Here is a 13,112-nt window from a genome sequence, read left to right as displayed (position 1 = left end):
GCGCAAGAATTGGAAAGCCTTATCCAAGTGGCCTTATCGAATAATCCTGAAATACAGAAGTTTGATTTTCAGTATCAGATTGCTTCAGAAAAAGTAAATGAAGTAAGCGGCTTGCCAAATACCGATTTTAATTTTGGGATTATGGCCATAGCCCCCGAGATGGAAATGCCCATGGAACGTTTTAGGGTTTCTGTCATGCAAATGTTACCTTGGTTTGGTACTATCACAGCGAGAGAGAACTATGCGACTTCGATGGCCGACGCCCAATATGTAGAGGTGACCATCGCTAAGCGAAAGCTTGCACTTTCCGTGGCACAATACTATTATCTGCTCTATGAAAATAGGGCCAAGCAGCAAGTGCTCGACGAAAATATAGTACTCCTACAAACCTATGAACGCCTTGCACTTACCTCCTTAGAGGTGGGTAAGGCATCGGCGGTAGACGTGTTGCGATTACAGATTAGGCAGAACGAACTTGAACAAGAGAAAGATGTTTTAATTCAGCAAAACGACGGTATACTGGCAGCGATGAACAGCCTGATGAATAGGGACTATGATAAAAATGTATCCGTAGTTTCTTCATTGGAAATTCCGGAAGACGATAGTTTCTATAGTTATGAGGGCTTGTCGGTAAATCCCGAATTGCTTAAATATGACAAGCTCTATCAATCTGTACAACAGGCCGAGTTGTTAAACCAAAAGGAAGGTGGTCCCAGAGTTGGTGTTGGAGTCGAATATATTAATCAGGAAAATAGTCCAATGATAAGCAGTTCGTATAAAGATATGGTGATGCCTATGGTCTCGTTGTCCATCCCCATTTTTACGAATAAGTACAAATCACAAACCAGGCAGAATGACTTGCGTAAACAGGAAATTCAATCTCAAAAAGAGGAGCGCCTGAATATACTAAGGGCGAATCTGTCTCAAGCCATTGCCCAGCGTAATCAATCTCGGATTAAATTCAATACACAGGTCAAAAACTTACAACAGGCTAAGGATGCCGAATCTATTTTGGTGAAAAATTATGAAACCGGGACCATTGATTTCAATGATGTCTTAGACATTCAGGAATTGCAATTAAAGTTTCAATTAAATCAGATAGAATCGGTAAGAACCTATTATATTCAAAGTAGTATTATAAATTATCTAACACAGTAAAAATGACACATACCTATCATATACACGGAATGACCTGCGATGGTTGTCGCAGTCATGTTGAAACAACCTTGTCAAAGGTCGCGGGGGTTACTAAGGTCGTAGTCGACTTAGAAAAGTCAGCTGCAACTATCGAAATGGAATCGCATATTCCTATTGCAACTTTGCAAGCGGCCTTAGCAGATGACGGTGCGCGTTACAGTATTCACCTTCCCGGAGCACATCAGCATCCTCCGGTAGTTAAAAAGGAGAAGCCTTCCAACGAGAACGCAACGGGCACCTTTTACTGCCCCATGCATTGCGAAGGAGATAAAACCTATTCCAAACCCGGAGATTGCCCAGTTTGTGGTATGGCCCTGGTGGAAGAGCTAAATACCTCCGCCAGTCTTTCCCAACAATGGACCTGCCCTATGCATCCCGAAATAGTAAAGGATGAGGCGGGCTCCTGCCCTATTTGTGGTATGGACTTAGTACCAATGCAGGTGGATATTTCGGCGGAAGAAAAAACCTATAAAAGCCTATTAAAAAAGTTTTGGATAGCCTCCATTTTTACGGCACCTATTTTCCTCATCGCCATGAGTGAAATGATTCAAAATAATCCATTGTATGATATCTTGGAACAGCAATATTGGAACTGGATCCAGTTTGCACTTTCTATTCCTGTTGTGTTTTATGCCACATGGATCTTTTTTATACGCGCCTATAAAAGTATCAAGACCTGGAACCTCAATATGTTTACACTTATAGGAATTGGAGCCGGGATTGCCTGGTTGTTTAGCGTCTTCGGAATGCTATTCCCCGATCTATTCCCCGATCAGTTTAAATCTGAATCGGGTGCTGTGCATGTGTACATTGAAGCGGCCACGGTTATTCTTACCCTTGTCTTGTTAGGACAGCTTTTAGAAGCTCGAGCGCATAGTAAGACCAATTCGGCGGTAAGGGAACTATTGAAACTGGCACCTAATAAGGCGACAAAAATGGTCGATGGTGAAGAGGTTGAAGTCCCTATCGACCAAATAGTCCTCGCCGATATTTTAAAAGTAAAACCGGGCGAGAAAATTCCCGTGGATGGTGTGATTACCGAAGGGAATACCACTGTAGATGAGTCTATGATATCCGGGGAGCCCATTCCCGTGAACAAGGCAGCAGGTGATGCCGTGAGTAGCGGAACTATTAATGGAAATCAGACCTTTTTGATGAAGGCTGAAAAGGTAGGAAGTGACACCCTGCTATCACAGATCATTCAAATGGTAAATACGGCCAGTAGAAGTCGGGCACCTATTCAGAATCTGGCCGACAAGGTTTCCGGATATTTTGTGCCAATTGTAGTCCTTATTTCTGTCCTCACCTTTGTGGTTTGGGCCATTTGGGGTCCAGAACCCGCCTATGTATTTGCGCTGGTCAATGCGATTGCCGTGCTCATTATTGCCTGTCCCTGTGCCCTAGGACTAGCCACACCCATGTCGGTGATGGTAGGCGTGGGAAGTGGCGCTAAAAATGGCGTACTGATTAAAAATGCGGAGGCCCTTGAAAAAATGGATAAGGTGGATACCCTGATTATTGATAAAACAGGAACTATCACCGAAGGAAAACCTACCGTAGAAAGCGTCGGGACTTTTAGCGAGCAGTATAGTGAAGGCGACATACTACAATACATTGCCTCCTTAAACAGCAATAGTGAACACCCATTGGCCGATGCCACGGTAAAATATGCCAAGGAAAAACAGGTGGAATTCTTAAATGCGGTAGCCTTTCTTGCCGTTACCGGAAAAGGCGTGGAAGGGATAATACAGTCCAAAAAGCTAAGTTTAGGAAACCCGAAAATGATGGAACACGCACAAGCCATTATTTCAACCAAAATGCAGGAAACTGCCAAAACCTATCAAAGTCAGGGTAAGACCGTATCGTTTTTAGCCATTGATGGTCAGGTAAGCGGTTATGTGGTGATAGGTGATAAAATAAAGGCGACAAGCGCCAAGGCGATACAAGAACTCCAAAAGCGAGGTATTGATGTGGTGATGCTCACCGGTGACAATCACAATACAGCTCAGGCGGTCGCATCGGAGCTTCATCTTACCGGTTTTAAAGCAGGTATGCTGCCCGAGGATAAGCTCAATGAAGTAACGCGATTACAAGAAGCCGGGCATATTGTGGCAATGGCGGGTGACGGGATCAACGATGCCCCTGCTCTGGCTAAAAGTGATGTGGGCATTGCGATGGGAACCGGTACCGATGTGGCTATAGAAAGCGCCATGATTACCTTGGTAAAGGGTGATTTACAAGGTATTGTAAAGGCGCGAAAATTGAGTCATGCCGTCATGAAAAACATCAAGCAAAATTTATTCTTTGCGCTTATCTATAACACCTTAGGCGTGCCAATTGCCGCCGGGGTATTGTTTCCTGTATTCGGAATTCTATTATCACCCATGATCGCGGCCTTGGCCATGAGTTTCAGCTCTGTTTCGGTCATTTTCAATGCGCTTCGGCTAAGAAATATTAAAATATAATACTATGAAAAAATACATTGTTTATAGCGGCATATTGATTATCGGACTCATTTTAGGCTGGTTCCTATTTGGTACCTCCTCTACTTCCGAAGCAACGCATAATCACGCGGTGGTTTCCGAAGATAACCAACTGTGGACCTGTTCCATGCACCCACAGATCATGCAACCCGAACCCGGCGACTGTCCCATATGTGGTATGGAATTAATTCCTGCCGAAAGCGGGCATGACGGTCTATTGGCTGACCAGTTTAAGCTGACCGAAAATGCAATGGCCTTGGCCAATATTCAAACGGCGATAGTTGGAACCGGGGATATCGCAGATAATGCACTACGCCTTTCCGGAAAAATTGTTGAAAATGAAGAAGGAAACTCCGTGCAGGCGAGTTATTTTTCGGGGCGGATTGAACGTTTGAACATCAGCTTTACTGGAGAAAAAGTCGGCAAAGGACAATTATTGGCAACCATCTATTCGCCTGAATTGTATGCAGCACAGCAAGAACTCCTTACAACCGCCTCATTAAAGGAGTCGCAACCTGCCTTATACAAGGCCGTTCGCAATAAATTGAAATTGTGGAAGCTTTCCGATAGCCAAATCGATCAAATTGAATCTTCAGGAAAGGTACGGGAGAACTTCCCGGTCTATGCCACGGTTTCAGGAACCGTTTCAGAAAAACTGGTAGCACAAGGCGATTATGTAAAACAGGGGCAGCCCTTACTAAAAATTGCTAATTTAAATACGGTATGGGCCAATTTCGATATATATGAAAATCAGATCGACGCCTTTTCAATTGGGCAGGAGATATCCATACGCTCTGCAGCCTATGCGAACAAAGAATTTAAAGCGAAAGTAGATTTTATAAATCCCGTATTAGACACCAGAACACGAACGGTAAAACTGAGAGCGGTTTTACCCAATACCGACCAATTGTTTAAACCGGGCATGTTTGTGGAAGGTACGGTGAAGGGAATGACAGCACCTAAAGGACAGGCACTCACCATTCCGGCTTCGGCGGTGTTATGGACAGGAAAACGTTCGGTGGTGTATATAAAACCTTCTCAAGACCAGCCTGTGTTTGAAATGCGCGAGGTAACCCTAGGAAATAAATTGGGGGAACAGTACGAAGTATTGGAGGGGCTTGAAAATGGTGACGAGATTGTTGTTTACGGAACCTTTACGGTAGATGCCGCAGCACAATTACGTGGAAAAAAATCGATGATGAATAAGGAAGGTGGCGTCACTACGACGGGGCATGAAGGCCATACCCTTAGCGAGGATGCTTCTACCAATACCGAAGTAGATCACTCCAAAATGATTAAAAGAGTTGCCGTTTCAATGGACTTTCAGAATCAGTTAAAGGAGGTCTATAATGAATATATCGATATAAAAGATGCCTTGGTCAAAGAGGATTCAAAAAAAGTAGTCATAGCCTCTAAAAAACTCCTGGACCAATTGAACAAAGTAGATATGAAACTACTGCCCGATAATTCCTCGCATACGCATTGGATGGCATTAGAAAAGGACATAAAGGCGTCTGCGCTTTCCATCTCGACGACCACAGCGATAAAGGTACAACGACTTCATTTTAAACAACTGTCCTTACAATTAACCAATGCTATAGAGCGGTTTGGTGTCAATGAAAAGGTGGTATTGGCATTTTGCCCCATGGCCGATGAGAATAAGGGTGCGTATTGGTTAACTAAAGAAGAAAGGGTGATCAATCCTTATTTTGGTGATGCCATGCTCAGCTGTGGAGAAGTAAAACAAGTAATAGAATAGTAATTAATTTAAATATATAAACCATGAAAAAAGTAATGTTAAGTATCGCTGTAATTGCGGTAATTGGAATCACAAACGGTTACGGCCAGACCAAAACCGAAACCACCACCACTACCGAAGTAGCCAAAGAAATAGCTCTCACCGATCTATCCTTTGGGGTAAGAGGCAATTGCGGAATGTGTAAAAGCACCATTGAAAAGGCAGCAAACAGTGTAGCAGGGGTGACCGCTGCGACATGGGATAAGGAAAAAAAGAAAATTGATGTTTCCTTTGACGCAACCAAGACCAATGCAATGGCCATTCACAATGCCATAGCAGCCTCCGGTTATGATACCGAAAAAGTAGCAGGCAATGAAGAAGCCTATACTAGTTTACCGGGTTGCTGCCAATATGACCACGAAATGACCATGAATCAATCGGGTGAAAAGAAAGATGATGATCATAAGAAGCACGATCATTAATATATAAAATTAAGAGTCTTTTAGATTAAGGCTGTTAATAGCTTTCGAAAAACAACAATTGATAAAGTAGTGCCCACTTGGGACAGGGTCTTAAGTGGGCGATTACTCGTGGTACATTACTCTTTCACCAACTTCTTAGTGAACTCACCACTTGAAGTATTTACTTTTAGAATATATACTCCGCTGCTGAGTTTGGATACATCTAGTTGATGGGTATCCCTTCCATGGCCCATAACTAATTCCCCAAGCAGGGAATTAATTTGGATGAATGCTATTTCGATAAATGAGTTGCTCTCAATTTGAATGATGTCATTGGTAGGGTTAGGGTAGATAGAAATAGAAAATTCTAAAAACTCTTCTAGTCCCAAATAACAGTTCTCTGAAATAAGTGGGTTGCCACTTATAGTCCAATTGTCATATGGAGGATCAACACCAGCAATTACTCCGGCCGGATCATCGACCTGCAGATAGACTAAATTTGGATTATCATTAATGACCAAATAATAAATATTCTCATTGTTACCATTTTTTAGGTTGATGGAGGTCAAGTCGGGATTGTGCCAAAACTGAACACGATCCAAAAGCACATTAGTTGACAAATCCAAATTTGTAATTATCGTGTTTACAATATAAATTTTTTCCAACAGCAAATTGCTAGACAAATCTAAGGTTGTGATGGGACTTGAATTAGGACAGGTAGGACAATTGTGTCCTCCTTCAAAAAGGAAATCTCTTAAGTTAAAGTTTTGTGATAGATCCAGCTTTCCAGGGGCGCCGTATTAACCTCAAATTCTTCTAAATTACTGTTTTGGGAAAGATTTACCTCACTAACATTTACTCCCAAGAGTTTTAATTCTTCCAAACTGGCAAAATCTTCTATACCGGTAAGGTCCTGTATTTGTGGGTGATCCAACAAGAGGACTAATTCGTCTTCAATATCGCTAGTGGCCACCTGGCCATTTATAAGTCCATCGGTATCAATACCTTGAAAAACAAGCAACCACTCAAACTCCGGATCCGGAATTTGAGTGTATTGTGCAACTAACACTTCTGAAAGAAAAAAAGTGAAGACAAGGAAGATAAGTTGTTTAGCTATCATAACATAATACCTTAGCATGTGTTACGGGGAGCACATATAAATATACAAATAAAACAAATAACAGGATTCTTTTTAAACCCAGATTGCTTGGTAGCCGCACACAAAGTACATTGCCCGAAAACCTGAGTTGTGTGTGCTATTATCCAGAATAGTTAAATATTGCAAAGACCCCTAATGCACCGGTAATGCATCAGGGGTCGTAATACATCAAAGCTAAGGACGCACTAAAGTACCACCCCAAGCCCTACGCTATTGGCCGATTTAAACGGATACAGCCTGCCATTGATCTCTTGGACGTAACAAATACGTAGCAAGGGAAAAAGGACACCCACACCTTCAATCTCAGTATCAAGTGTAAAATCCAACACAGCAGGGATATTGTCCTCCTTGAGGAGAACCGGAGGACACAAATGCCGCACCGATTCATAGGTCTCAAAATCGAATTCCAACACCCCATATTGTATTTGTAGATAGGTCGCCCCGGTAATAAAAGTGGGCTCTAGTTGCTCCACACGAGTCAGCTTTAAGCTGGCTGTTTTGGCATGAAAGGAGATATGGTAGGGTAAATGCGTATACACATTGCACTCGGGCGTAAATGAATATCCTTTAAAATAGTCCATGGCAAAGGGATTCTCCATCCCCATATAAACGCGGCGATGACCGCGCTCACTCGTATCGTCCAATTTCTTAATATTGTTAAAAAGGGTCATCAACCTTCTGTGCAGGTATTTAATGGAATGGTCGGGAGCGAATGCCATCAGGGCCCTTCTAAATTCCTTATTCACCCGCGAACAATGTCCAAATTCACTGGCGTTCTCACGCACCCGTGCCATACGCATACTCTTACGTATCGTTTCACCATTAAAGCCGCCTCCGGCCTTACGTGCCAACTTTTTACCTTTCGAAAAATAGTAATTGATTCCGTCTATGGTCCCTACGATGGGAAAACTGCTTTTCTGTCGTGCCATACTTTTCGTTTTTAAGTTACTATTCAAGCGTTTCGGGCAATTCACCCTTCGCTCACGATTATTCTAGTCGTAGGCAGTCAACATTTGGGGTAACTATATAAACGCTAAATAGTTACAGTTAGTATATAGGGATGTTATAGTATAGGTATAGCGTACATATAGCGTAGGTATAGCGTAGTTATAGCGTACATATAGCGTACGTATAGCGTAGGTATAGTAATTTAAACCCTACACAACCCGCACCCAACCCTACTATAAAGCGCGTAACAACCGCACGCTAACTTATGTTATCTACTTATTATAAGGTACTTTACTCAATACGAGAAGCATCCACCTTTGGGGAAAAAGCCACACCTAGTGTGGGTTTTGTGTGGTGACCTACCAAAGAATACATATAATTATTGCTATAAATCATATAAGGCTATAAAAATAAGCCACTAGACTTCAATCTGTTACCACTGTAGAACACAGAAATAACAGGATGCCATAAATTTTCCATTTATTGCTTAAAATAATTTATGGAAATAAATTTTGTATCGAAAAATAGAGTACATTCGCACGCATTTTAACATTTAACAAATTTCAAAAAATGAAAAAAGTAATTTATAGTGCTTTCGCATTATTTTTAGTAGTAGCTATTTCTTCTTGTCGTGAAACTACAGAAGAGAAAACAGAAGAAACAGTTGAAGAAACTACTTCTAAAGTAGAAGAGGTTGTTCCAACTGAAGTAATCGAAGCAGTTGAGACTGTAGATTCTACTAAAATTGTTGAAGAAGTACAACAATAAGAGCTCTTGATATAGTAAGCAAAAATTTGCCTACCTATATAAAGCCTCCACAAGATGTGGAGGCTTTTTTATTATATCAACAACAAATATTGATTCTCAATTGGGCAACTTACTTGGCAAGCGTCCCAATGATTTCGGGTTGCTCCTCTTTATCGTCTAATAAGGTAGACGAATAGTTGTTGTGAATTGCATTAATCCAAGTCTTAGCTCTTTGCGTAAGGGTAAAGTTATCGGTCATCATACGCCCACGAGTTACTAAAATTCCCATATCGGCCCCTTCATATAAATAATCTCCCTTATTGGTAATTCGCAGGAAAAATCCCTCATTATCGCTCTCCACAGCACGACGGTGTGAATCCATACGATCAAATTTTATATGACCATTGTCAAAAATACGCCAGATTCCCGACTTTGGAGCCTCAGTAACATATTCGATGGTTTTCTTTGTGTGCTTAATAATCAACTGACTCCAGCTATCCGTGTTTATTTGTTTGGCCCATCTATCGTTAATTGCTTTTATACTTAGCTCGTAATCCACATCCATGTATTCCAACATATGGAATAGGTATAATGGAGCATCGGCAAGTGCGAACACCGCATGGTTTGTAATGGAGCTGGCACCGGTTACCCTTGGATTGAGTTCTCCCAGATATATTTCACCATTGTCCTGATCAATTAGAAAGTCCAATTCAAAATAGCCCTTATATCCTTCTTGTCGAAGCTGATCTCCAAACATCTGCGTATATTTTCTGGCCTTCCTGCGCAGTGTAGGCGTAAACGAATTAGGATAAATTTCATTACCACACCAGCCTCCCTTATATGGGGTTAGTTCTTTAAAGCCAACCAGTTCGGTCATCAGTGGTGCGACTATAGTTCCGTGTCTTGTAACACAGGCCTCAATGGCAGAACCACGGCAGTTGATACGCTTCATGATTTTCACCTCTTTTTCGGCTACTATTTCTTCCTCGTGTTTTTTAAATTCTTCTTCATTCGAAATAAAGAAGGTAGTATGTCCGGAATCTCCAAATGGCGTTTGGATTACTAGATCTTTTCCTAGTTTCTTTGACACTTTATTTAAGTGTTCGTAATCCTTCACCTGGGACAGCACATATGGAACGCAGGCAACACCGGCCTTTTCGGCAATCCTATTGGTATTGACTTTATTGTCCATTGCTGTTCTCATTTTTGCCGAAGGAAACATGATCTCCAGACCAAGCTTTTTAGCGAGTTTCTCTGTTTTTTCGTTAAACATTAGAAACATTACCTTCCCTGCTTTCCTTCCTTTTTTACGTGAAGCAATGAGATTTTGCACTTCAGGATGCTGTAAGAGATAGTTGTTTATATCTTCTATACTCTCAAATTGATCATGTGGTATTTCTTCAGTTGGACAAAAGACATTGGGATGCAAACCATCAAAACAATCGATATAATTAATATATTTGAAACCTTTAATCCACTCATCTGCACCCAATAGATTAAAATTGGTAGCACTTATAAAGTATATAGGTTCTTCATTTTTATAAAAAAAACGTCTTATATCGTGTACTCCCTTTAATGTCATCGTAGTGTTTTTAGTAGCCATGCTAGTAATATTTTAAATTAAAATCTATTTCGTCTTTTTTGAAGTCATCCCCATTGCACTCATCGCAGTCCCTGTTTTTTGTCGGTTTAATACGTTTGTATTAAAAACACGTAAGCCAAGGTCAGCTCGAAATCCATGTATTTCGGTAACATCTAAGGCAAGCATAAAATTGATGATTTCACTGCTCACAACTTGTCCGGGTACTAAAACCGGAAATCCCGGAGGATAAGGAATAACAAATGAAGAGGCAACTAAGTCTCTACCTGCCTCAATAGCAGTTTTACATTCCTCAAGTGAGATATACTCGTAATTATCTTCGTTATAGGCCATAAAAAATGCCTCTCTGATATTTCCACCCGGTACACCGGGAACCGCCCTGAAGGAGGAATGGAAATAGCTGAAATCCGGCAACGGTGGCACATCGTGTATCAGTGAATTTATTTTCTGTTGGTTTATCTCATTTTCACGAGCATTAAGCGATCTAAATTCCTCATCCAATTGCTGCGATATTTTCAGTAGCGCATTAGTAAGATAAGCCACGCTTCCACGTGTGGTCCCAATATTTGTCATGAAAAGGACCGTATTTCTGGATGTTTTATTAATCTGAATATTAAACTGGTCCATCAGATATTTGTTTTTAAAGGTGTCTCCATCTACCCCTGTCCTTCCTATAAACAAGGTGATTTTCGTTGGATCCAACATAAATTCATCTTTTTCCCACGCGGTTTCCATACGATTCCAACCGGTAGCAGGATCATGATATTCGCCAAGACCACTTTCTCGATATGTATCGGGGATAAAATCTTTGACTGTTAAAACATCGAAGTACTTTTTAAGCTGTGGGTTATTATTAATCTTAGCTCGGAGAACCATGGCCAATTCGATACTCTTTTCAACCATTTCATAGCCTTCAAATTCCACCTGTCTTCTTCCAACATCGAGTGACGCCAACATCTGGTAATTAGGTGAAGTTGAGGTATGCGTCATATACGATTCGAGGAAGGTACTTTCTGATTTTTTTCTGAAGTCTTCATCAAAAATATGAATCATCGAACCCTGCCGAAAACTACTAAGTGTTTTGTGTGTACTTTGGGTTGAATACACTCGTACTTTAACTTTGTCGGGATCTGGTATTGAAGGAATTTCTCCGATTGCCAAATGTGTTACATGGTCGTTATAAACCTTTCTATAATTTTCGGTGCTATATTTATTAAATAATTTCTGAGCGACAAACATTCCCGTGCGTTGTTTGTAGATATAGGTGAAACCGGCAAAAGCGAACCAGGCCTCGTCCCAAAGAAAGATCATATCGGGCTTAATAGCCAAAACGCTTTCCATTACCTTTTCTACATTGTAAACGAGACCATCGAAAGTACAGTTGGTTAGTAATAGCATCTTTACCTTATCAAGTCTTCCCGCCTCCTTAAGCTGCAGTAATTTATTTATGATTGTCTGAAGCGGAACTCCCCCGTACATGGAATATTCTTCAATAGGATACGAATCTAAGTATACCGGATAGGCCCCTGATAGTACCATGCCGTAATGATGTGATTTATGGCAATCACGATCAATAAGTACCAGATCACTAGGTTCAATAATGGCTTGTAAGACTATTTTATTTGCGGTGGAGGTACCATTGGTCACAAAAAACGTTCGCTTCGCTCCATAAGTTTCGGCGGCCATTTCCTGAGCCTTTTTAAGAGGACCCGTTGGTTGCAGCAACGAATCCAGCCCACCCGTAGTAGAGGATGTTTCGGCAAGAAACATATTCCGGCCATAAAACTCTCCAAAATCCTTAATCCATCGTGACTTAAATACCGAATTGCCTCGAGAAATAGGCATGGCGTGAAATATCCCTGTGGGTTTTTGACTGTACTCTTTTAGCGCACTAAAAAACGGAGTTTCAAACCGCTCTCTTATTCCTCTTATAAGCCCTAAATGAAGTTCTTGTAAATCTTCCTTTCGGTAATAAATTCGTTTAAACTGTTGGAGGGTAGAATCTTTTAAATCGGTTAAGGAAGTATCTGTCACATAATAAGTATCCAGTTCTGGTCTAAATCGCTTTATATATTCCCCCAATAAGGGTCCTAAGGAGGATTCAGCTTCTGAATTAAAATCTATTTTCAGCACGTTTTGAATGTACGGCTTGATAAAAGGAGAAATATTATCCGATTTAAAGGTGGGTGCATACCTAATAACAACGGCCTGTATGTGCGGATTAAACAGCAGGGCGATTAAGGCATCCTGAAAAGATGGCTGTACTAGGAATTCGTATACAAACTGTTCATTCGGTTCCCTGAGTTCATTTAATTTATCGTGAAGCGCCGCCTCATCGGCAGGTGTCATGTCTTCCACAAACAGCACTTCAAAATAATTCTTCCGTTGTCCTGGTGCTAACTCGCGAATTTCTTCCGGACGATCTTGCTCATCTTCTTCCTGTATTTGTGTAAACGGCTGACTTAAGTAGTCATCACTTACTAACTGCTTTGTAATTTCAGCGACTTTATGACTAAGAGAATCAAATTCTCTTTTATCCAAACAATGGACAAGCTTATTCAGTTTTTGCCTACCGGGAAAAACAAAATACTGCTCGATCTTATTTAAACCGTTAATTAATTCAGTTATATGAGCAATGCATTTTTTTTCAATTGTTGAAGCTCTTTTGGCTAAAGAAAGCTTGACGCATTGGGTTTTAAGTTCATTCCAATTTGCCAATCGCAATTGACCAATACTATAATAGGGAGCGCTTACTGTTTTTTTTTTGCCGGGGGTCATG

At 41.0% G+C, this 13,112-nt stretch carries 10 protein-coding genes; 5 read left to right on the top strand and 5 right to left on the bottom strand.

Going from position 1 to position 13,112, the window contains the following annotated elements:
• From K8F54_RS07785 to K8F54_RS07770, 4 genes are all read left to right on the top strand, one after another.
• The coding region (locus K8F54_RS07785; protein ID WP_290789185.1) for a TolC family protein at positions 1 to 1,158 on the top strand (1,158 nt) is incomplete at its 5' end.
• 2 nt (positions 1,159 to 1,160) lie between these two features.
• Entirely contained in the window at positions 1,161 to 3,662 is a 2,502-nt protein-coding gene (locus K8F54_RS07780; protein WP_290789183.1) for a heavy metal translocating P-type ATPase, read from the top strand.
• Positions 3,663 to 3,666: 4 nt separating this feature from the next.
• The gene (locus K8F54_RS07775; protein WP_290789182.1) at positions 3,667 to 5,439 is read left to right on the top strand and encodes an efflux RND transporter periplasmic adaptor subunit; all 1,773 of its coding nucleotides are present in this window, start codon (positions 3,667 to 3,669) and stop codon (positions 5,437 to 5,439) included.
• Positions 5,440 to 5,462: 23 nt separating this feature from the next.
• Positions 5,463 to 5,900, top strand: coding sequence for a cation transporter (locus tag K8F54_RS07770; protein WP_290789180.1), 438 nt, complete (start codon positions 5,463 to 5,465; stop codon positions 5,898 to 5,900).
• A gap of 116 nt (positions 5,901 to 6,016) precedes the next feature.
• On the opposite strand, the gene K8F54_RS07765 is transcribed toward K8F54_RS07770, so the two are convergent.
• The 3 genes from K8F54_RS07765 to K8F54_RS07755 all read right to left on the bottom strand — a co-directional run bounded on the left by K8F54_RS07765 (position 6,017) and on the right by K8F54_RS07755 (position 7,967).
• On the bottom strand, positions 6,017 to 6,505 hold the full coding sequence (locus K8F54_RS07765) for a T9SS type A sorting domain-containing protein (RefSeq protein ID WP_290789178.1): 489 nt from the start codon (positions 6,503 to 6,505) through the stop codon (positions 6,017 to 6,019).
• Positions 6,506 to 6,633: 128 nt separating this feature from the next.
• Complete coding sequence (locus tag K8F54_RS07760; protein WP_290789176.1) at positions 6,634 to 6,999, bottom strand: hypothetical protein; 366 nt, start codon at positions 6,997 to 6,999, stop codon at positions 6,634 to 6,636.
• A gap of 224 nt (positions 7,000 to 7,223) precedes the next feature.
• The gene (locus K8F54_RS07755; RefSeq protein ID WP_290789174.1) at positions 7,224 to 7,967 is read right to left on the bottom strand and encodes a hypothetical protein; all 744 of its coding nucleotides are present in this window, start codon (positions 7,965 to 7,967) and stop codon (positions 7,224 to 7,226) included.
• Positions 7,968 to 8,556: 589 nt separating this feature from the next.
• Here K8F54_RS07755 and K8F54_RS07750 point away from each other — a divergent pair.
• Positions 8,557 to 8,754, top strand: coding sequence for a hypothetical protein (locus tag K8F54_RS07750; RefSeq protein WP_290789172.1), 198 nt, complete (start codon positions 8,557 to 8,559; stop codon positions 8,752 to 8,754).
• 109 nt (positions 8,755 to 8,863) lie between these two features.
• On the opposite strand, the gene K8F54_RS07745 is transcribed toward K8F54_RS07750, so the two are convergent.
• Entirely contained in the window at positions 8,864 to 10,336 is a 1,473-nt protein-coding gene (locus K8F54_RS07745) for a biotin carboxylase (RefSeq protein ID WP_290789171.1), read from the bottom strand.
• 24 nt (positions 10,337 to 10,360) lie between these two features.
• On the bottom strand, positions 10,361 to 13,111 hold the full coding sequence (locus tag K8F54_RS07740) for an aminotransferase class I/II-fold pyridoxal phosphate-dependent enzyme (protein ID WP_290789170.1): 2,751 nt from the start codon (positions 13,109 to 13,111) through the stop codon (positions 10,361 to 10,363).
• Position 13,112 lies beyond the last annotated feature (1 nt).

The organism is Altibacter sp. (assembly GCF_019913785.1).
Classification (GTDB): domain Bacteria; phylum Bacteroidota; class Bacteroidia; order Flavobacteriales; family Flavobacteriaceae; genus Altibacter.
Note: the sequence above shows the minus strand (reverse complement) of the source record. Positions and strands in the feature narration are given on the sequence as shown.

What these genes read in the sequence shown, in the direction of transcription:
- K8F54_RS07750 (WP_290789172.1), top strand. Translation starts at nt 8,557, where the DNA reads ATGAAAAAAGTAATTTATAGTGCTTTCGCATTATTTTTAGTAGTAGCT.
- K8F54_RS07740 (WP_290789170.1), bottom strand. Translation starts at nt 13,111, where the DNA reads ATGACCCCCGGCAAAAAAAAAACAGTAAGCGCTCCCTATTATAGTATT.
- K8F54_RS07755 (WP_290789174.1), bottom strand. Translation starts at nt 7,967, where the DNA reads ATGGCACGACAGAAAAGCAGTTTTCCCATCGTAGGGACCATAGACGGA.
- K8F54_RS07775 (WP_290789182.1), top strand. Translation starts at nt 3,667, where the DNA reads ATGAAAAAATACATTGTTTATAGCGGCATATTGATTATCGGACTCATT.
- K8F54_RS07770 (WP_290789180.1), top strand. Translation starts at nt 5,463, where the DNA reads ATGAAAAAAGTAATGTTAAGTATCGCTGTAATTGCGGTAATTGGAATC.
- K8F54_RS07745 (WP_290789171.1), bottom strand. Translation starts at nt 10,336, where the DNA reads ATGGCTACTAAAAACACTACGATGACATTAAAGGGAGTACACGATATA.
- K8F54_RS07760 (WP_290789176.1), bottom strand. Translation starts at nt 6,999, where the DNA reads ATGATAGCTAAACAACTTATCTTCCTTGTCTTCACTTTTTTTCTTTCA.
- K8F54_RS07780 (WP_290789183.1), top strand. Translation starts at nt 1,161, where the DNA reads ATGACACATACCTATCATATACACGGAATGACCTGCGATGGTTGTCGC.